Origin of the sequence: Sulfitobacter sp. SK012, from assembly GCF_003352085.1 — a bacterium.
Lineage (GTDB): Bacteria > Pseudomonadota > Alphaproteobacteria > Rhodobacterales > Rhodobacteraceae > Sulfitobacter.
This window is the reverse complement of sequence record NZ_CP025804.1, coordinates 1,029,359-1,047,882: the sequence shown is the minus strand read 5'-3', so window position 1 is coordinate 1,047,882 and position 18,524 is coordinate 1,029,359. Positions and strand designations below refer to the sequence as shown.

The following is an 18,524-nucleotide window of genomic DNA, read 5'->3' as shown; positions in this document are numbered from 1 at the left end:
AAACACAATGAACAGCAGTCATTCTAGTACCGGAAATATCATTCCTAAAGCCAGTTCCAAAACCAACGAGGAGTATCGTTACAAAACGGTAAATCTGGGACTTTTCTTGCAGGATGGCGGTTTCAGCAAGAGTTCGGCTGTGCCCGGGGATACGATCCCGCCTTTTGAATTAGTCACTACAAACGGGGATCACCTGACGAATAGTGACGTATTCAATGACAAACCGGTTTTGTTCATTTTTGGGTCTTTAACCTGCCCCATGACAACAAGCTCAACACCGGACCTATTGAAGACGTACGAAGAGTTTGGAGATCAAATCGACTTCATAATGATGCAGGTGCGTGAAGCCCATCCGGGGGAGCTCATTCCTCAACCCGACACCATGGAACAAAAGATGGAAAATGCTCGGTCATTGAAGGAATTCTTTAACATCCCCTGGACAGTTGCGGCAGACAATATCGATGGTGACTTACACCGGGCACTGGACCCTAAACCTAACTCGATATTTCTGGCTGACAAAAACGGGGTCATTCTTTTTCGATCGCTTTGGGCGGGAGATGACACTGCCGTGCATCAAGCGATTGAAGCAGTTGCAGCTGGAAAAACACTGTCCAAAACGCAGAGCACCTCTGGGCTGGCCCCCATAATTGAGGCGTTTACAACCTATGATGAAACTTTGAAGAGAGGCGGGCCGCAGGCGGTCAAAGATATGTGGCGCAGTGTGTTCCCGGCAGCCATGACCGCACATATCTCCACTTATTTCACGCCACTTTCCCCCAAGAAACGTGGGTATGCAGCAGTACTAACACTAGCCGTCGTGCTGGGCGCGTTTGGCTACATAATTCTTACCTAATGACAGTAACGGCGGTGGGGCACTGAGGGGACGAAGCGGTTACTCGAGTAGGTTCGTTTGCTCTGGGTTCGTGCCTGAAAAATCTACCTAACAATTGAAATCAGCCCGGATAGTTGCTGGGCCTCTGGAGGAACAGCGCATGATCATAATCATTGCCCTTTACGCAATACCAATTTGGCTCATCTTCTTTAAGTTTGAGCTGCTGCCGTGGAATCGTGGCACCAAGATTTTGGCTAGCTTTATCGGGCTGGCAATCGTGCTCGTCTTGGTTGGGCTTTTGAATACTAAAACGCCATCGGGGCGCGTTTCAGTCATTGCCCACGTTGTTGAGATCGCATCGCCGGTAGGTGGTACGATTGAGGAGGTGGCCGTAAAAGCGAACACGCCGGTTAAGTCGGGCACCATTCTTTTTAAGGTTGACCCAACCCCCTATCTTGCGAGCCTTAAACAGGCCGAGGCTGATCTTGGCATCGCTACTCTCAGCTATGATAGACGAAAGACACTATTTGACAAAAATAGTGCGGCGACTTCTCAGCAAGATCTTGATCAGGCACTCGCCACGCTCGAAGGGGCACAGGGGCGCAAAGATCTTGCTCAATACAACCTCGACCAGACAACGGTCATCGCCCCTTCAGATGGCATTGTCGCTTCGATCCGCGTATCTGCGGGAGACCAAGCACGTGCGATGAATCCTGTCATGCCTTTCATTCGAACAGACAGTTTGGTTCTTGGCGCTGTTTTTTCTCAGAACGGGCTTGATGCAATGCCTATCGGCACACCGGTTAAGCTTATGTTTGATCGAAAGCCCGGACAAATATTTGAAAGTAGCGTTGTCAGCATTGCGCCTGGTACATCGTCAGGACAAATCGAAGGGGGCTCAGCGCTCTTAGACGCTCTTGATTTCGGAGCCTCATCTGAAGCTTTCGCACTACTGTCGTGGCCTGAGGACCTAGATCGGACCGTCGCCACTGCTGGATCCGTCGGGTCAGCGACCGTAATTGGCCCGGATGCCGGCGCAGTTGGCGTTCTGGCCACCGTCCTCTTCTATGTGAAAATGATAGGCACGTTTATGTAGGTCTCGAATACGCGCAATCCGCATCTCACATCAAAGGTTGCGCGTTACCACCGCCGCTCGGTCAAACCGGTCTCAATCAAGACAAAGGACCTCGAGCACGGGTCATTCTCCCAGAGCAGCGTTTACCTCAGTCAGCTTGGCCCAAAACAAATTGACCGCAGCGGAGTTGTCAGATTCTTTACGGGACGCACAAATGTTCCAAGAAATGGGTGTGCAAAGAGGAATCTCTTTGACCGCCCCCGTAGATAGGAGTTCGGCAAAGGTAGACCGCACTCCCCCTACGATGATATTTGGCTCCGACAAAAAGCCGCTCAACAACCCATAGTCATCGCTCTCAATTTTTGGCAAGGCATTCACCTTTTCAATCGCCAGAGCATCACCCCCGAGAGCTTTAATCAGCGTCGTTTTCCAATGCTTATGAAGATGGGCTGACGCAAACGGACGGTCGAAAATGTCCTTTAGCGAACAGCGCTCCAAATTGTGGATCTCGTGCGCTGGATGAGCCACGAAAGCGATAGGCTGCTTTTCCAGAACCAAAATCTCAATACCTTCGGCATCTGGCGTATAGGTCAAATCCCCGATGAAGATATCAAACTCGCCGTCCTGCAGCAGATCCAGTGGCCGTCCATACGCGCTGACCAGTATCTTGAAGCGCAGGTCGGGCATCTCGCGCATGACCCGTTGGATAACTGGCACAACTACTGCTCGGGTCGTCAAAGGCCCGCACCCGATTAAAAGTGTTGTACGGCCCTGCTGCTGCAAGTTTTCAACTTGCTTTGAATAGCGGTCCAAATCTGCTCTGAGGCTCATCGCGACGGGGAGGAACTCCTGACCCTCACGCGTTAACTTGCTATTGTTCCTGTTTCGACGAAAAAGTTCAAAACCGGTGTGCTCTTCAGCCTGCGCAATATAGCGCGACAAGGAAGCGTTGGAAACGCTCATCTCGCGTGCGGCTTGTTGAAAGCTGCCCGTCTCGGCGAGCTTCAAAAAGGCATTCAGAGCATTTTCATTCAATGTCGAATTCCTATGGTTTCACTTATCAATCTCTAAATTCCACAACCTGGAATTCAAGTAAACAACTATTGCCGCAAGCAGGCTGCGCTCGTTAGCTCTAACATGAGCGTGTTCATGCGCTTTTTTGTTTATTAACATTCAGGAGAGCGGAACATGATTAAGTTACCGTCTATTTTGCTGTCGGCAACGGCGGCCATTGCTGTCGTTGGCGTTGCCTCGCAAAGCGCAATGGCTGAGACCAACCAACCCAACATTCTCGTAATTATGGCCGACGATGTGGGCTGGGCCAGTCTTGGCAGCTATCATCAGGGTGTTAAAAGCATTAAAACACCTAATCTTGACCAATTGGCGGCCGATGGCATGCGCCTGACCGACTATTACGCCCAACCAACCTGCACGGCAGGCCGGTCTGCGTTCATCACAGGACAACTCCCTGTTCGCACGGGCATGCATACCGTTGGACTTCCAGGAGACCCGGACAAGGGGCTGAGTGACGAAGATCCAACACTAGCGATCATGCTGAAATCATTGGGCTATACCACAGGCCAGTTTGGGAAAAACCATCTAGGTGATCTCAACAAGTTTCTGCCAACAACCAAGGGGTTTGATGAGTATTGGGGATGGCTCTACCACCTGAATGCGATGGAATACACTGTCGACCCTGATTGGCCCAAAGACCCAGAGTTTAGTGCGATTTACGGCCCACGTAACATCATTCATGCTTATGCGACTGATACTGTTGACGAAACCATAGAACCTCGTTGGGGCATGGTTGGCAAACAGCGTATTGTTGATGATGGCGCTGCTCCGCCCGAAAGACAGAAAACTCTGGACGACGAAGTTACGGGGCACACCTTGGACTTTATCGACCGCGCAGTAGAAAGTGAGACACCGTTTTTCGTCTGGATGGCCCCTGCCCGCGCGCACGTGTGGACCCACCTTAGCCCTAAATACGAAGCGATGCTTGGCAACGGTCGCGGCCTGCAGGACGTTGTGATGCAAGAGCTTGACGACAATGTCGGCAAAGTAATGGCTCATCTGGACGAGCTTGGAATATCTGAAAATACGATTGTTGTATTCACGTCCGACAACGGCCCGGAAACGATGACTTGGCCCGATGGCGGAACCACGCCGTTCCACGGTGAAAAGGGGACAACCTGGGAAGGTGGATTCCGCGTTCCAGCCATTATTCGCTGGCCCGGACAAGTTCCAGCAGGACAGGTCAACAACGGGATTTTTGACGGCCTCGACTGGATGCCGACACTCATCGCTGCTGCTGGCGGTCCCGACAACCTGCCCGAGGCTCTTTTAGAAGGGCATGAAGGCTATAACGTGCACTTGGACGGCTATAACCAATTGTCCTTTCTAACTGGTGAAACCGAAAGCAACCGCAAGGAAATAGTCTATTATGAGGGCCCAGACCTTCAGGCCGTGCGGTACAACGATTGGAAGGCGCATTTCACAATTCAAACGCATGGATGGGCTGGCCCGAAGGACGAGTTGAACGCGCCACTCCTGTTCAACCTGCGGCGCGACCCCTATGAAAAGGCCGCGGACGAATCCGGAATGTACACACGCTGGATGGGCAACAAAATGTGGGCCTTTGGGCCAGCGGCCGGCCTCGTCAAGAAACACCTCTCTACTTTTGTCGAGTACCCGCCGCGCGGATCCAAGGTTACAAACCAAGCGCATGTGGAAGAGCAGATTTCCACTGAAGGCGGAATGTCACAATAAACGAACGGTAGATGAGGGCGGTCTAATTCGCCCTCATTCTTGACGTCGGTCACAATTACGTCATAGCTAAAACTCGATAGTTTCTCAAAAGAACAGGAGAGCCTCGATGCTCTACGTCCGGACCATTCTGGCTACCTTCTTCATCGTAGTTTCAAGCCTTTCAGCATATTCGCAGACTTCACCAGTCAGTGTGTTGGAAGTCCAAAACACCGTAAACAATCTTCACTCCCAACTGAATGAGGAACAGTTCGACGCTCTGGCAAGCTTCCTTGACGTGATGTCAGTCGAACAACCCACGGGAACGGCAACCCCGGATGCAGAAAAGCCCGGCTTGGCGGCCCTGATTAGTCAAACAGCAACCAATTTTGCAGACTCTGCAGGGAAAAATATCCGCGACATTCCTTTGGTGATAAAAAGCGCCTTCGCCGCTGGTTATGGTTTCTTTGAAACGCGGGGCATGAGCGGTGTGCTTCTCTTTCTCGGCTCTTTTGCCGTTGCAGTCGCTGCAGGCTTGGGTGCTGGGCGATTGGCGTCAATTGGTGTTGGTAGATTGAAACCACACAGTCAGGACCAAATCACGGACAATCTGACGTCTCAACTGAGGGCGCTGGTCTCTCGTTTGGCCGCCGACGCAGCCGGGCTTATCGCGTTCATCATAGTGTCTCTTTTGGTCGTGAAATTCGTTTTTGCCGATGGCCCAGACAAAAGCCTTGCGGTGGCTTTGATATTGGTTGTTTTGGCAGTTCCTTTGATCGCCCGCGTTGTTTTTCGCTTTCTCTTGGCACCCCACAGGCCTGACCTTCGGACTGTAACAACCGATGATTGGACGGCGCAATTCATCTACAGAAATTTCGTAATGTTCGGTGTCGTGACCGGCCTTGCTTTCTTCTTGAACACTCAACTTGGCGTTAATCCTTCCGATGAAAAAGACAGTTTGCGGTTTTGTATCGGCCTGCTTCTTCATGCTTGGATCGTCTACATAACCTGGCGCGCGCGTGGAGGTTTAACCTCGATCCTGCTTGGCGACGATTCCGAACAGACCTCCGGTCTCGAACGCATGGCAAGTTGGTGGCCCAAAGTTTCAATGATCCTTGTGTCTCTCAACTGGCTCACCCAGCAACTTCTATTGGCAAATGATGTCAGCACGATCCCACCTTCGAGGAGTTTAGCAGGACTTGTTTTGATCGTAGCGGCACCATTCCTGGACACCATGCTGCGGGGGTTCGTCAAACATCTCGTACCAGATCCCAAGGGCACAAGCGAAGTCGCTTTGAATGCTGTTGAGCAGATCAAACACAGCTACGTTCGCGTTGGTCGTGTCGTGCTGGCTGCGGTCCTTGTTCTTACTATTGGCAAGCTCTGGGGGCTTTCGTTGAGTGACTTCGAAGAAGGTACGCTGGGGCAGAACATTGCCGCGAATGGTGTGCAATTCTTACTGGTTGTTGCCGTCGGTTACATCGTTTGGGAATTCGCAAATCTCTGGGTAAATAATAAGCTATCAGAAGAGCTGCCAGATGCTGAGCAGGGTGAAGAAACCGAAGCAGGAGGCGCAGGCAAAAGCCGTCTGGCCTCCGTGCTGCCTCTTATTCACATGGCGCTTCAGGCAACGATCGTGACGATCACTGCGTTGCTGGCCATCTCCCAGCTTGGTATCAATATTGCCCCATTATTGGCCGGTGCCGGTGTCCTTGGTCTGGCGATTGGATTTGGCGCACAGACTTTGGTGAAGGATGTCGTTTCTGGCGTGTTCTTCTTGCTAGATGACGCGTTCCGAGTTGGCGAATTTGTCGACGTTGGTGGGACACTTGGATCGATCGAAAACATCTCCGTTCGATCCCTGCGTCTGCGTGATGCAACTGGGCCTGTCCACATTGTGCCCTACGGCGAGATCGCAAAGCTCACCAATCATAGCCGCGACTATGTGATCATGAAGCTCAAGTTCACCGTGCCATTTGAAACGGACCTCGAAAAAGTGCGTAAGATTTTCAAACGCATTGGTCAGGATTTGATGGAGAACCCTGCACATTCAGAAAACCTGTTGGCACCGTTCAAATCTCAGGGTGTGGCGGACGTGAATGATGTAGGGATTGTTCTGCGTGGCAAGTTCACCGCCAAGCCGGGAACCCAGTTTACGATCCGCAAGGACATCTATAACATGGTTCAGAAGGCATTTGACGAAAACGGCATCCAATTCGCCCGTAAGGAAGTGCGAGTCAGCATGTCTGGAGCCGATGACGACGCACCGTTAGGTGAAACGCAAACGAAAGCCGTGGCTGCTGCGGGTGCAGAAGCTGCCGACACTGATAGCAATCAGCAGAAGCCATGATTTTGATGGCACCGACCAAGTTTCTGCCGCGAATGTTCGGTCTTATCTAGACCGGCCCAAATTGCAAAAAACTACAGCGCGTACACAGGATTACGCAATGCTAAATTAAGACAAAGAAAGAGCCTGAATATGAAATTTACCCTAGCCCCCTTCGCCATTGCCGCCACTTGCTGCTTAGGTGTTTCCGCACAAGCTCAGGAATGGAAATACGCGACCACCGTGTACCTTTTTACGGCTGAGACAGAAACAAGTATTGGCGACCGCAGCGCAACGCTGAGCTTCTCAGACGCTCTGAAAAACTTAGACATGGCGTTCATGGCGTCTTTCGGCGGGAACAACGGGCAATGGGGGTTTCTTGTTGATTACATGCTGACCGATATTGGCTTTGAAAACTCGACACCGGGCCCGGCCTTCAGCGGACTAGAGGCCTCGGTCAAAACGCAAATCCTCACGGGTTACCTCTCTTACCGGCTCTATGATACCGGCACCATTCAGACCGACCTGCTTGCAGGTGCGCGTTGGTTTGACACCGATACGACGCTGACATTTTTGCCGGGCGCTGGTGCGGGTACCACTGTTAACGATTCTGACAACTGGACAGACCCGGTGATTGGCGTACGCACTCGGTTCGACCTGAATGCCGATTGGTCTGGCACCGTGATGGCCGACTACGGCGGATCCAGCGATCGCGAGACCTGGCAGTTGCTGTTGACGGCCGATTATGCCTTCAACGAAAAATGGGTAGGCCGCCTCGGCTATCGCCATATCGACATCAGCAATGATGAAGGCCCTAATAACTATGCTTTCACACAATCCGGTCCGGTCTTTGGGATAACCTACAACTTCTGATACGACATTTGACTTGCCCAACCGCCGCAATATCAGCGGCATGGCATACTCAACCGAAAAGGTATTCTGGGCTCTTTTGAGATTTTCTCACAATGAGCCCAGAACGCGTGTCGGGCTCCCCCTTAACGGAGAAGCACCTTCGGCTACGCGGTCATTTCTTTGTCATGGGTCCTATCGAAAGGTAGGCGAGCACCTTCCCAAGCACACCTTCGCGCTTGGGCCAAGTAACCGTTTCGGCAACATAAAGTGGCGGCGTTCGATCAGGTATTGAACAGGAAGTGCAGCACGTCGCCGTCTTTGACGGTATAAGCTTTGCCTTCAGCGCGCATCTTGCCAGCTTCTTTCGCAGGGCCCTCGCCGCCAAGGCTCACGAAATCATCATAAGCGATGGTTTCCGCCCTGATGAAGCCCTTTTCAAAATCACCGTGGATCACACCTGCGGCTTTTGGCGCAGAGGTACCCTCACGGATGGTCCAGGCGCGCGCTTCCTTAGGGCCAACTGTAAAGTACGTCTCAAGGTGCAGCAGCTCAAAGCCTGCCCGGATCAAACGATCAAGGCCCGCTTCGGCAAGGCCCATCTCATCGAGGAACATCTGCGCTTCGTCCACCTCAAGCTGGCTGATCTCTTCTTCGATCTGAGCCGAGATAATCACATGCATATTGCCCTGTGACGCTGCCATCTCGGCGACCTTCGCAGAAAACGCGTTGCCTTCAGCCGCTTCACTTTCACCGACGTTGCACACGTACAGCACCGGCTTGGTTGTGAGCAGCTGCAGCATCCGCCACGCTTTGGCATCATCCGGGTCTACCTCAACCACACGGGCGGGGTTTCCCTCCTCAATGGCGGCTTGGGCAGCGGCCAGCAGGCGATCTTGTTGCACAGCCTCTTTGTCGTTGCCCTTCATTTTGCGCACCAGTCCGGCACGACGCTTTTCGATGCTTTCCAAGTCAGCAAGCATCAACTCGGTGTCAATTGTCTCGGCATCGGCAACCGGGTCCACGCGGCCCTCCACATGGGTCACATCGCCGTCTTCAAAACAGCGCAGCACATGCGCAATCGCATCAACTTCCCTGATGTTCGCCAAAAATTGGTTGCCCAGTCCTTCGCCCTTCGAGGCCCCCTTAACGAGGCCTGCGATATCCACGAAAGTCATGCGTGTCGGAATGATCTGCTTGGACCCTGCGATGGCTGCCAGCTTGTCTAGGCGCGCATCGGGCACAGCAACTTCGCCCACATTGGGTTCAATCGTGCAAAACGGAAAATTGGCCGCCTGCGCCGCAGCGGTGCGGGTCAGTGCGTTGAACAGGGTCGACTTACCGACATTCGGCAGTCCCACGATACCCATCTTGAAACCCATGGCTGGCGTCCTTTTTTCAAAACCAGGGCACAACATCGTGGCCCTAAAAAACTCTGGCTGTCCTAGGCCCAAGTGGGTCCCAGTGCAAGCCTCAGAGCCTGACACGCTCTCTGGATTGAAAAATCAGCAACCACGCCAAGACGATAAACATCGGATGCGTCAGTCCCCCTGAGAAAATCAGCGCCGGTATCCAGATAAAGAATACGACGATGCCCAAGATTGGACGGCCTGTCAGCAGGATCGACAGAGGTGGCAAAAGGATGGCGAGTATATAATTCATGACACTTACCTAGGCACGCGTTCGAAGATTTTAAAGGAATTGCCTCAATTCCTGCCCTGCCCTGCGCGTGGTGGATTGATTTCCACCTCGGATTTGGGCATTGCAAACACGACAATTCAGGAAAGAGCCCTTTTATGACCCGCATCGATGCCAAATTTGCAGATCTCAAATCCAAGGGCAAAAAAGCCTTCGTTTCTTACGTGATGGCTGGTGATCCTGATTTCGACCGTTCGCTCGAGATCGTACGCGGCCTGCCCGAAGCAGGTGTTGACGTAATTGAACTGGGCCTGCCCTTTACGGACCCAATGGCTGACGGGCCGACAATTCAACTTGCCGGCCAACGCGCACTTGAGAGCGGCATGACCCTGCGCCGGACCCTTGAGTTGGCAGCTGAGTTCCGCAAAGACGATGACACCACACCCATTGTTCTGATGGGTTACTACAACCCGATCTATTCAATGGGCGTCGATAAATTCCTAACCGAAGCCAAAGCGGCTGGCATTGACGGCCTGATCGTCGTGGACCTACCCCCCGAAGAAGACGTCGAGCTATGCTTGCCCGCGCAGGCTGCTGGGTTGAACTTTATTCGTCTGGCCACCCCCACAACCGATGACAAGCGCCTGCCCCGTGTCGTTCAAAACACTTCAGGCTTTGTGTATTATGTGTCGATCACAGGGATCACTGGCTCCGCCGAAGCGGAAGCCGGGGATGTTGGGCCCGAAGTCACGCGCATTCAAAAGGCCAGCGGCTTGCCTGTGATTGTAGGGTTTGGCGTCAACACGCCCGAGAAATCGCGCGCCATTGCCAGCGTAGCCGACGGCGTGGTTGTCGGATCAGCCATCGTCAGCCGCATCGCGAACGGTGACAGCACGGCAGATGTGCTCGCATTTGTAAAATCGCTCAGCGACGGCGCGCATTCAGTTTAATCCGAGGCACGCGGCCGGAAGCAAAACCCAGAGCTAAGCACCAGCGTTCATGGGCCAAGGCATCCAGATTGACCATAGTCGTGGCAATTGGTAAGGTTTTATTACCTTAACTCGAAAGCGTCCTCATGCCCGTTATTACCAACATTGCTGACCTCAAAAAACTGCATGAGCGCCGCACGCCAAGGATGTTTTACGACTACGCCGAGAGCGGCAGCTGGACGGAACAGACCTTTCGCGAAAACACCACTGATTTTGACAAGATCCGCCTGCGCCAGCGTATCGCTGTGGACATGACCGGCCGCACGACCAAGACCAAAATGATCGGCGAGGACGTCTCCATGCCGGTGGCCCTCGCTCCTGTGGGCCTGACGGGAATGCAAAATGCCGACGGCGAGATGAAAGCCGCGCGCGCAGCTGAAACATTTGGCGTGCCCTTTACCCTGTCCACTATGTCGATCTGTTCGATTGAGGACGTGGCAAGTGTAACAACCAAGCCCTTCTGGTTTCAGGTCTATACCCTTCGCGATGACGATTTCATGAAACGCCTGCTGGACCGTGCAAAGGCGGCGAACTGCTCTACCATCGTTATAACGGTCGATCTTCAGGTGATGGGGCAGCGCCACAAAGACATAAAGAACGGCCTGTCAGCGCCACCCAAACTGACGCCAAGATCCATCCTCAACCTTGCCACCAAGGTGCCATGGGGCTTGGAGATGCTGCAAACCAAACGCCGGTTCTTTGGAAATATTGTTGGCCATGCAAAAGGCGTGGAAGACCCTACATCGTTGGCGTCATGGACGAATGAAGCTTTCGATCAATCGCTCAATTGGGAGCGTATCGCGCAGCTGCGCCGCATGTGGGATGGCAAAGTGATCCTCAAGGGCATTCTGGATGCTGAGGACGCAAAACTGGCCCTGAATGTTGGCGCTGATGCGATCATCGTGTCCAATCACGGCGGGCGGCAATTGGACGGCGCGCTCAGCTCAATTCGGGCTCTCCCCTCCATTCTCGAGGCGGTGGGCGACAAAATAGAGGTACATCTGGATAGCGGCATTCGTTCAGGCCAAGACGTGCTTAAGGCGATCGCCATGGGCGCGACAGGCACTTATATCGGGCGCGCGTATGTCCACGGCCTTGGGGCGATGGGCGAGGCTGGCGTGACAAAGGCGCTCGAGGTTATCCACAAGGAACTGGACACAACGATGGCCTTGTGTGGCGAGACCGCCGTGACCGATCTGGGACGCCATAACTTGCTAATCCCAAAAGATTTTGAGGGACAATGGCAGGATTGAACCTCCGCCCATGCTGATCTTTTCGCGGGCTAATCTTGTGTTGTTTTCTGTACCCAAAACCGGCTCAACAGCACTTGAGATGGCGTTAAAGCCTTGGGCCGACATCGCATTTTACAAACACCGCAAGCATACGCCAGTTGGTAGGTATCGACGCAAGATCATGCCCTTCTTGCAAAAAGCCTATGGGTTAGAACCTGAAACGATGGCAGTGATGCGCGACCCGCTAGCGCAACTGCGCAGCTGGTACCGCTACCGCATAGCAGAGCGTAACGACATGGCAGGCGTAGATTTCGACGCCTTCGTGCGCGCCATAATCTCGGATCAACCACCTAGTTTTGCGGATGTGGGCAGCCAGTACGGATTTCTAAGCGTTGGAAAAGAATCGCCCGGCGTAACTCATCTTTTTGCTTATGAAAAACAGCCGCTCTTGCGTGAATTTTTGGCTGAGAAGATGGAGGGCCCTGTCGAGATCAAAGTCAAAAATGTCTCACCCGAGGCCCCGACTCCGCTCAGCCCAGAGACCGAGAGCCTATTGCGCAAATCTCGCGCCGCCGATTTCGCACTGCATAAAAAGGTGCTGATTGCCGGCGGACATCTGCACACGCCTTAGCGTTCTGCAGCCACCTTGCGGGCCAGCGCCGGGATCAGTGTCAGCGCAACCACTGCCAGTACCACGGCGATTGTCACAAACGACGCGCGCAAGCTCATCACTTCGGCGATCAACCCCATCAGCGGCGGCCCAAAGAAAAACGCGCCGTAGCCAATGACGGACACCCGCGCAATGGCCGCCATGCGCATACCGCGCGGCATCACCCGACCGATCAATGCCAGCGCCAATGGGGCCACGACAGAGATACCCAAACCTGCGATCGCAAAACCCAAGAGCGCCACAACAACCGTTTCAGCCAACCCTGCAATCGCCAATCCCGCAGCACAGGTAAGCATCGCAAGCATCATCAGCGTTGTATCGCGCATGAAGCGCGCCAGCGCGTGGCCAGACAACCGCCCAATTCCCATCGTCAGCCCAAGCAATGCAGGCCCTAGCGCCCCTTCAGCCGGTGCACCGCCCAAGGTGCGCTCAAGATGCAGAGCAGACCAGCCTTCTGCAGATGCCTCTGACAGAAAAGCAATGAACACCACGCCACCGACCAACCAGATCAGTGCCGGTGGCAGTTTGGGGGTCTGTGACGTACCAGCTTCGGCAGCAGCATCAGGGTGGTCCGCCGTTCCGAAACTGGCCCAACTCAGGAACATCAACACACAGACCACGCCTGCAAATATGGGCATCGGGGCCACGCCAGCTTCGCGTAGCACGCCTACCGCAAGAGCCGACGCGGCATAGCTAAACGAATAAAGCGCATGGTTGAGGTTCATCAGCGAACGGCCTGTGTCGGCCTCAACTTGTGACACATCAGCGTTGATCAGCACATCGGTGATGCCAGACCCGGAGGCTGCCAAAAACAACATCAGCCCCAACAACCACAACGAAGGCACGGCCCCTGACCCAAAAAGCCCAATGGCGATCACGACAATGGCCAACGGCACGGCCCAAGCCCCAACCAACCGTTGCGCATATGGGGCCAACCACATCGCAGCCACGGCGCCCAAACTTGCCCACAAAACTGCAACGCCATAGGCGCCATCGGACGCGCCGACGCCCGCCTTGATCACTGGCATTTGCGCAAAAAACGCTGCCCAAGTTATCCCGATTGCGGCAAAGCCAGCCAACGGTTTGCGTGTCGCGCGGAGATCACCGATGAGGCTCATATCGCCGCTGTGCCACGCCCGCAGAAAAGGGGCAAGCGCCTCGGACGACATTTGGACTTTTCACGACCCCTATTCCCGTCTATACGCGCGACTTCACGCGGGGATACAGCCTTGGAGGATTCCCGCCCTAACACTTGGAGAAATAATATGGCCGGAGAGATTCCAGATCTTGAAGCCCAGGTACGGACGGGGACAGGCAAGGGCGCCGCTCGTCAGGCACGCCGTGATGGCATGGTACCAGGGATTATTTTCGGAGGCGACGTAGAGCCGCTACCGATCAATATCCCATTCAACAAACTGCTGACCATGCTGCGCGCGGGCCGTTTTAAGGCGACGCTGTTCAACATGAAGGTCGAAGGTCACGATGACGTCCGCGTTATCTGCCGCGAAGTTCAGCGCCATGTTGTCAAAGACTTGCCGACGCACGTGGACTTTATGCGCCTCAAGCGCACCACCAAAATCAACCTCTTCATTAATGTTGACGTTGAGGGTGAAGAAGTATCACCCGGCATCAAGAAGGGCGGCGTAATGACGCTTGTCCGTCCTGAAGTTGAACTGGTTGTGACAGCCGCAGACATTCCCGAGAGCATCACTGTCGACATTTCCGAGCTGGAAATTGGCGACAGCGCGACAATCGCGAACGTTAAGCTTCCTGCTGGGTCCAAGCCTGTGATCGCCCGCGATTTTGTGATCGCGCAGATTTCAGCACCATCTGCTCTCAAGAGTGCAGATGATGAGGACGAAGACGAAACAGCGGCAGACGAAGTGCCAACAACAGACGAAGGCGGCGACGCCGACGAATAAGCAAACCGCCCGTATGGGATTTGCTGAAACGGGGTCGCATCACGCGGCCCCGTTTTTCGTTTTGCCCCCCCTTGCCCGATTAGGGCCTCTGGGCTAGAATATTCGCTAATGGTCGGCAGTTCACCAAGGCGTCGCTGTTCCCTAACTGGGAAAGCTAAACCTGCCCTCGGTCCTCAGCAGCACCTGATATTTTCGTCCAGTGCCGCGTCGTCAAGCCAGCGACCCACGACATCCATGCGGCATGCAGAGGACCAGAAATGTCAAAGTCGCCGATCCCCTTTACTGCCCCCGATATCACTGTGGTTGCACGCAACCTGTCACAACACCTGAGCGATCCTGCAAAAGTACCTACACATCTCAACCTAATGAATATGCTGGCCCGCAGTGCAGGCTTTCGCAATTACCAGCATCTGCGCGCAGCCCATGCCGCCGAAGCCCGGTTGAACGAAGCGCCTGCCCCGCCGGCCATCGATCACCACTTGCTGGAACGTACGCTGCATCAGTTTGATAACGCTGGACAAATGATCCGCTGGTCAAGCCGCCGCACGGTGCGCGATCTGTGCCTCTGGCAGTTTTGGTCGATCCTGCCAGCGGGTCGCATGATGCATGAGAAAGAGGTCAACGCCGCGATCAATGCGCATCACCTCTTTGGTGATCCCGCGCAGCTCCGCCGCAGTCTGATCGAAATCTCGCTGCTCACGCGCAAGATTGATGGCTCAGACTATCGCAGGGTTGAGACCAAACCGCCCGCCATTGCCTTGGCGCTTTTTGAACGGCTGAAGTCGCGCCGGACCGAAATGGCAAAAACAGACGGAGCCTGACTGACGATCTGCGTTCCACTCCCTGCGACGGTTTGCTATTGTCGCAGGGCAGCCAAGGAGACGCATCCATGAAACTCATCGTAGGTCTCGGAAATCCCGGTGCAAAATACGCGCGCAACCGCCATAACATCGGCTTTATGGCACTGGACCGGATCGCCGAAGATCATGATTTTGGGCCTTGGAAAGGCAAGCACCAAGGGAGCATCAGCGAGGGGCGCTTTGGCTCGGATCGCGCGGTGCTGCTTAAGCCAGAGACTTTCATGAACAACTCAGGCCAATCAGTGCAGGCCGCCTTGCGGTTCTACAAACTCGAGCCCGAAGACCTGATCGTTTTGCATGACGAAATCGATTTGGCCCCTGGCAAGGTCAAGTTCAAGATTGCCGGAGGACACGCGGGGCACAACGGTTTGCGCTCTGTGCATGCGCATGTCGGAGCGGAATATGGACGTGTTCGGCTCGGCGTCGGGCATCCCGGCCATAAAGACCGCGTGCCAAGCTATGTGCTGCATGATTTCGCCAAGGCAGACGAAAACTGGCTCGATGATGTGCTGCGAGGTGTCAGTGACGGCGCGCCGTATCTCGCCGCGGGCGACGGCGCTAAATTCATGAATGCGGTGTCCATGCGCGTCGCTCCGGCGCGCCCCAGCACTGGGACCAAGCCCCGCACGCCAGCACCGCAAAAAGCCGCAGAAGATGTGCCCGACGACCGTAGCACGCTACAAAAGCTGATGGCGAAATTCAAATGAACCTGCGCGCCGCGTTTCAGGATCAAGCCGACAGCTGCAAGGCGCTCGGCTCGCCCTTCATGCATCAACTGCTGAACATCCTCGCGGATCATTGGCCAACAGATAGCGCGCTTGGGGCTAAGTTTGCAGGGTTCAGTGGCGATATCGGCCCCAGCGGTCACTCCCTGCCGTTGCGAATTGCAGGCGGTTTGCATGCACTGGTGCTTAATGGTGCAGCGCCCGATTTGACTGCCCTCTATCCGCCCCAAAGGGTCAGTGATGCGGCCCTTACTCAGATCGTTCTCGACACGCTAAAGGCGCATGAAACTTTCTTGCTCGGCTGGACTGACCTCCCGCCACAAACCAACGAAGTGCGACGCTCCGCAGCATTAATCGCCGGGGCAGCCGTTGCTGTGCAGCATTTCGATCTGCCAATCCACCTAAGCGAACTTGGGGCCAGCGGCGGGTTAAACCTGATGTGGGATCACTATGCGCTTGAGGTTGAAGGCCACCGATTTGGCCCTACCAAGCCCGCTCTGACGTTAAGGCCCAAATGGGACGGCCCCCTGCCCCCGTTCAATACGCCGCACATTGCGGATCGCGCCGGGGTTGACCTAAACCCGCTCGATCCTGCACGCGGCGACCACCTGCTGCGGCTCACTGCGTATCTTTGGGCTGACCAGCCAGATCGCCTTGCGATGACCCGCGCGGCCGCATCAGTCATGACAGCACCCATCGACAAGGGCGACGCGGTAACGTGGCTGTCGGGCAGGTTAGATCGTGCACCACAAGGATGCCTGCACATCATCCAACACTCCGTGGCTTGGCAGTATTTTCCGGCCCAATCCCAAGCGCATGGCCGCGCACTCATTGAGGCCGCAGGGGCCAACGCTACGCCGGACCGACCGATCGCCTGGCTCTCGATGGAAAGCGATGGCGACCGCACAGGCAAATTAGGTGCCGCAATCACGCTCCGGCTTTGGCCTGGTGATATCACCATCGAGCTGGGCCGCGCTGATTTCCACGGCCGCTGGATCAGCTGGACCCATAGCGCTTAACACACGACTGATACGTTAAGTCGCGCTGGTCTGCGCCTCTGCGCTGTGATTGAGTGGCCCAACCCTAGGTGGAGAGCAGACATGCGGACGTTCGGAAAATGGCTGGGCCGGTTTTTACTGGTGTCAGTCTTGGCGACCCTCGCCGTAGGTGCCTGGAAACGCGAAGAAATCATGCGCCTTCTGGCAGTGAACGCGCTCTTTACCGAAGACAAAATCATCCGCAACTTCAGCCATATGGATGCAGCGTTCCTGTCGGTGCCCGTGTCGCGTGGGAACGGGCCTACAACGCCTCTGGAATACGGGCCAACATACACCCTTCCTGATCCCGTAGAGACCTGGATCAAAGACCGAGACGTCACCGCGCTGGTTGTCTTAAAAGACGGCCAAATCGCCTATGAGAACTATTTTCTAGGCACTACGGCAGAAGACAAACGCATCAGTTGGTCGGTCGCAAAAAGCTACCTTTCCGCCCTGATCGGCATTTTGATGCAAGAGGGGAAAATCGCCTCTCTCGATGATCCGGTGACGCAATATGTGCCTGCACTCAAAGATGGCGCATATGATGGGGCCACCATCCGCAATGTGCTCAACATGGCCAGCGGTGTGACCTTTGACGAGGATTACCTCGACAAGAATTCCGACATCAATCGTATGGGTCGGGTATTGGCACTTGGCGGCAAAATGGACGACTTTGCAGCGGACCTCACCGCGCGCTTTGTCGATCCGGGGGTCCAATGGCAATATGTCTCCATCGATACCCATGTCCTCAGCATGGTGGTACGCGGAGCCACGGGTCGCAGTATCGCGGACCTACTCAGCGAAAAAGTCATTGCACCCATGGGGTTGGAGCACGAGCCATATTACATCACCGACGGTGTTGGCACCGCTTTTGTGTTGGGCGGGTTGAACACGACCACACGGGACTATGCGCGATTTGGCCAAATGTATCTGCAACATGGGAACTATAATGGCACCCAGATCGTACCTGCAGATTGGGTCGACGCCTCTACCCTTGCGACCGCGCCTACGGCCCCGGAGAAAAAGGGTTACGGCTATCAATGGTGGCTGCCCGTGGGAGCAGCTGAGGGTGAATTCATGGCGCAGGGCGTCTACGGTCAATACATCTACATCGACCGCGCCCGCGGTGTGGTGATCGCTGTTAACGCAGCCGACCGGGCCTTTCGCGAGGATGGCGTGTCGGCTGGTAATGTGGAAATATTTCGGCTGATCGCAGGCAGCCTTTAAAGGAGCGCCCAAATGGAGCCAGACGAAAGTATCAACGTGATCGACGGACCGTTGGCGGTCTGTGGCACAGATCCGGTTACCGGGTTTTTCCGTGATGGGTTTTGCAACACTTGCAGCGCCGATCAAGGCAGCCATACGGTCTGTGCTGTTATGACGGCAGAGTTTTTGGCGTTTTCAAAATACCTCGGCAATGACCTTTCGACACCACGCCCCGAATACGGATTTGCCGGCCTGAACCCTGGTGATCCGTGGTGCTTGTGTGCTGACCGCTTCTTGCAAGCCGCCGATGAAGGTTGCGGCCCGCGCATCCATCTTGAGGCGACCCACAAGCGCGCTTTAGATGTTGTCTCGCTCAGCGTCCTCAAAGCCCACAGCCTGACCGAACCAAAGGGCTGAT

18 protein-coding genes are annotated in these 18,524 nt (G+C 54.8%); 14 read left to right on the top strand and 4 right to left on the bottom strand.

Features of this window, described 5'->3' with window-relative positions; translation table 11 throughout:
- Positions 1-7: 7 nt before the first annotated feature.
- Positions 8-853: a peroxiredoxin family protein gene (locus C1J03_RS05300; RefSeq protein ID WP_114884402.1), complete on the top strand. Its 846-nt coding sequence runs from the start codon at positions 8-10 to the stop codon at positions 851-853.
- Between the two features lie 139 nt (positions 854-992).
- Entirely contained in the window at positions 993-1,928 is a 936-nt protein-coding gene (locus C1J03_RS05295; protein WP_114884400.1) for an HlyD family secretion protein, read from the top strand.
- A 102-nt stretch (positions 1,929-2,030) separates the two neighbouring features.
- On the opposite strand, the gene C1J03_RS05290 is transcribed toward C1J03_RS05295, so the two are convergent.
- Complete coding sequence (locus tag C1J03_RS05290; RefSeq protein ID WP_114884398.1) at positions 2,031-2,942, bottom strand: LysR family transcriptional regulator; 912 nt, start codon at positions 2,940-2,942, stop codon at positions 2,031-2,033.
- Positions 2,943-3,095: 153 nt separating this feature from the next.
- On the opposite strand from C1J03_RS05290, the gene C1J03_RS05285 reads away from it, so the two are divergent.
- The 3 genes from C1J03_RS05285 (at position 3,096) to C1J03_RS05275 (ending at position 7,851) form a co-directional block, all read left to right on the top strand.
- Positions 3,096-4,676 carry an arylsulfatase gene (locus C1J03_RS05285; protein ID WP_114884397.1) on the top strand — a complete coding sequence of 527 codons (1,581 nt, stop codon included), beginning with the start codon at positions 3,096-3,098 and terminating at the stop codon, positions 4,674-4,676.
- Between the two features lie 106 nt (positions 4,677-4,782).
- Positions 4,783-7,002 carry a mechanosensitive ion channel family protein gene (locus C1J03_RS05280; RefSeq protein ID WP_114884395.1) on the top strand — a complete coding sequence of 740 codons (2,220 nt, stop codon included), beginning with the start codon at positions 4,783-4,785 and terminating at the stop codon, positions 7,000-7,002.
- Between the two features lie 129 nt (positions 7,003-7,131).
- A complete protein-coding gene (locus C1J03_RS05275) occupies positions 7,132-7,851 on the top strand; it encodes a porin family protein (RefSeq protein WP_114884393.1) in 720 nt (239 codons plus the stop codon).
- Positions 7,852-8,111: 260 nt separating this feature from the next.
- On the opposite strand, the gene ychF is transcribed toward C1J03_RS05275, so the two are convergent.
- Both ychF and C1J03_RS05265 read right to left on the bottom strand, forming a co-directional pair.
- Positions 8,112-9,209 carry a redox-regulated ATPase YchF gene (ychF, locus tag C1J03_RS05270; RefSeq protein WP_114884391.1) on the bottom strand — a complete coding sequence of 366 codons (1,098 nt, stop codon included), beginning with the start codon at positions 9,207-9,209 and terminating at the stop codon, positions 8,112-8,114.
- A 91-nt stretch (positions 9,210-9,300) separates the two neighbouring features.
- Complete coding sequence (locus tag C1J03_RS05265) at positions 9,301-9,489, bottom strand: hypothetical protein (protein ID WP_114884389.1); 189 nt, start codon at positions 9,487-9,489, stop codon at positions 9,301-9,303.
- 134 nt (positions 9,490-9,623) lie between these two features.
- Between C1J03_RS05265 and trpA the strand changes: the two genes are divergently transcribed.
- The 3 genes from trpA (at position 9,624) to C1J03_RS05250 (ending at position 12,317) form a co-directional block, all read left to right on the top strand.
- The gene (trpA, locus tag C1J03_RS05260) at positions 9,624-10,415 is read left to right on the top strand and encodes a tryptophan synthase subunit alpha (protein ID WP_114884387.1); all 792 of its coding nucleotides are present in this window, start codon (positions 9,624-9,626) and stop codon (positions 10,413-10,415) included.
- Between the two features lie 125 nt (positions 10,416-10,540).
- Complete coding sequence (locus C1J03_RS05255) at positions 10,541-11,707, top strand: alpha-hydroxy acid oxidase (protein WP_114884385.1); 1,167 nt, start codon at positions 10,541-10,543, stop codon at positions 11,705-11,707.
- 10 nt (positions 11,708-11,717) lie between these two features.
- Positions 11,718-12,317 (top strand): hypothetical protein, encoded by a 600-nt coding sequence (locus tag C1J03_RS05250; RefSeq protein ID WP_114884383.1) that lies wholly within the window; start codon positions 11,718-11,720, stop codon positions 12,315-12,317.
- Here the strand turns inward: C1J03_RS05250 and C1J03_RS05245 are convergent.
- Complete coding sequence (locus tag C1J03_RS05245) at positions 12,314-13,525, bottom strand: MFS transporter (RefSeq protein ID WP_254694180.1); 1,212 nt, start codon at positions 13,523-13,525, stop codon at positions 12,314-12,316. The genes C1J03_RS05250 and C1J03_RS05245 overlap by 4 nt on opposite strands.
- A 96-nt stretch (positions 13,526-13,621) precedes the next feature.
- On the opposite strand from C1J03_RS05245, the gene C1J03_RS05240 reads away from it, so the two are divergent.
- The 6 genes from C1J03_RS05240 to C1J03_RS05215 all read left to right on the top strand — a co-directional run bounded on the left by C1J03_RS05240 (position 13,622) and on the right by C1J03_RS05215 (position 18,523).
- Positions 13,622-14,278, top strand: coding sequence for a 50S ribosomal protein L25/general stress protein Ctc (locus C1J03_RS05240; RefSeq protein ID WP_114884381.1), 657 nt, complete (start codon positions 13,622-13,624; stop codon positions 14,276-14,278).
- 257 nt (positions 14,279-14,535) lie between these two features.
- The gene (locus tag C1J03_RS05235) at positions 14,536-15,099 is read left to right on the top strand and encodes a DUF2087 domain-containing protein (RefSeq protein WP_114884379.1); all 564 of its coding nucleotides are present in this window, start codon (positions 14,536-14,538) and stop codon (positions 15,097-15,099) included.
- A gap of 68 nt (positions 15,100-15,167) precedes the next feature.
- Positions 15,168-15,845: an aminoacyl-tRNA hydrolase gene (gene pth, locus C1J03_RS05230; RefSeq protein WP_114884377.1), complete on the top strand. Its 678-nt coding sequence runs from the start codon at positions 15,168-15,170 to the stop codon at positions 15,843-15,845.
- Entirely contained in the window at positions 15,842-16,882 is a 1,041-nt protein-coding gene (locus tag C1J03_RS05225; protein WP_114884375.1) for a DUF2332 domain-containing protein, read from the top strand. The genes pth and C1J03_RS05225 overlap by 4 nt, the downstream gene beginning before the upstream one ends.
- Before the next feature lie 81 nt (positions 16,883-16,963).
- Positions 16,964-18,127 (top strand): serine hydrolase domain-containing protein, encoded by a 1,164-nt coding sequence (locus C1J03_RS05220; protein WP_114884373.1) that lies wholly within the window; start codon positions 16,964-16,966, stop codon positions 18,125-18,127.
- Between the two features lie 12 nt (positions 18,128-18,139).
- Positions 18,140-18,523: a DUF2237 family protein gene (locus tag C1J03_RS05215; protein ID WP_114884370.1), complete on the top strand. Its 384-nt coding sequence runs from the start codon at positions 18,140-18,142 to the stop codon at positions 18,521-18,523.
- The last annotated feature ends 1 nt before the right edge of the window (position 18,524 follow it).

Coding starts and splice junctions, on each gene's coding strand:
- C1J03_RS05225 (WP_114884375.1), top strand. CDS start 15,842: ATGAACCTGCGCGCCGCGTTTCAGGATCAAGCCGACAGCTGCAAGGCG.
- trpA (WP_114884387.1), top strand. CDS start 9,624: ATGACCCGCATCGATGCCAAATTTGCAGATCTCAAATCCAAGGGCAAA.
- C1J03_RS05245 (WP_254694180.1), bottom strand. CDS start 13,525: ATGTCGTCCGAGGCGCTTGCCCCTTTTCTGCGGGCGTGGCACAGCGGC.
- C1J03_RS05265 (WP_114884389.1), bottom strand. CDS start 9,489: ATGAATTATATACTCGCCATCCTTTTGCCACCTCTGTCGATCCTGCTG.
- C1J03_RS05235 (WP_114884379.1), top strand. CDS start 14,536: ATGTCAAAGTCGCCGATCCCCTTTACTGCCCCCGATATCACTGTGGTT.
- C1J03_RS05215 (WP_114884370.1), top strand. CDS start 18,140: ATGGAGCCAGACGAAAGTATCAACGTGATCGACGGACCGTTGGCGGTC.
- C1J03_RS05285 (WP_114884397.1), top strand. CDS start 3,096: ATGATTAAGTTACCGTCTATTTTGCTGTCGGCAACGGCGGCCATTGCT.
- pth (WP_114884377.1), top strand. CDS start 15,168: ATGAAACTCATCGTAGGTCTCGGAAATCCCGGTGCAAAATACGCGCGC.
- C1J03_RS05250 (WP_114884383.1), top strand. CDS start 11,718: ATGCTGATCTTTTCGCGGGCTAATCTTGTGTTGTTTTCTGTACCCAAA.
- C1J03_RS05275 (WP_114884393.1), top strand. CDS start 7,132: ATGAAATTTACCCTAGCCCCCTTCGCCATTGCCGCCACTTGCTGCTTA.
- C1J03_RS05255 (WP_114884385.1), top strand. CDS start 10,541: ATGCCCGTTATTACCAACATTGCTGACCTCAAAAAACTGCATGAGCGC.
- C1J03_RS05220 (WP_114884373.1), top strand. CDS start 16,964: ATGCGGACGTTCGGAAAATGGCTGGGCCGGTTTTTACTGGTGTCAGTC.
- C1J03_RS05280 (WP_114884395.1), top strand. CDS start 4,783: ATGCTCTACGTCCGGACCATTCTGGCTACCTTCTTCATCGTAGTTTCA.
- C1J03_RS05300 (WP_114884402.1), top strand. CDS start 8: ATGAACAGCAGTCATTCTAGTACCGGAAATATCATTCCTAAAGCCAGT.
- ychF (WP_114884391.1), bottom strand. CDS start 9,209: ATGGGTTTCAAGATGGGTATCGTGGGACTGCCGAATGTCGGTAAGTCG.
- C1J03_RS05240 (WP_114884381.1), top strand. CDS start 13,622: ATGGCCGGAGAGATTCCAGATCTTGAAGCCCAGGTACGGACGGGGACA.
- C1J03_RS05295 (WP_114884400.1), top strand. CDS start 993: ATGATCATAATCATTGCCCTTTACGCAATACCAATTTGGCTCATCTTC.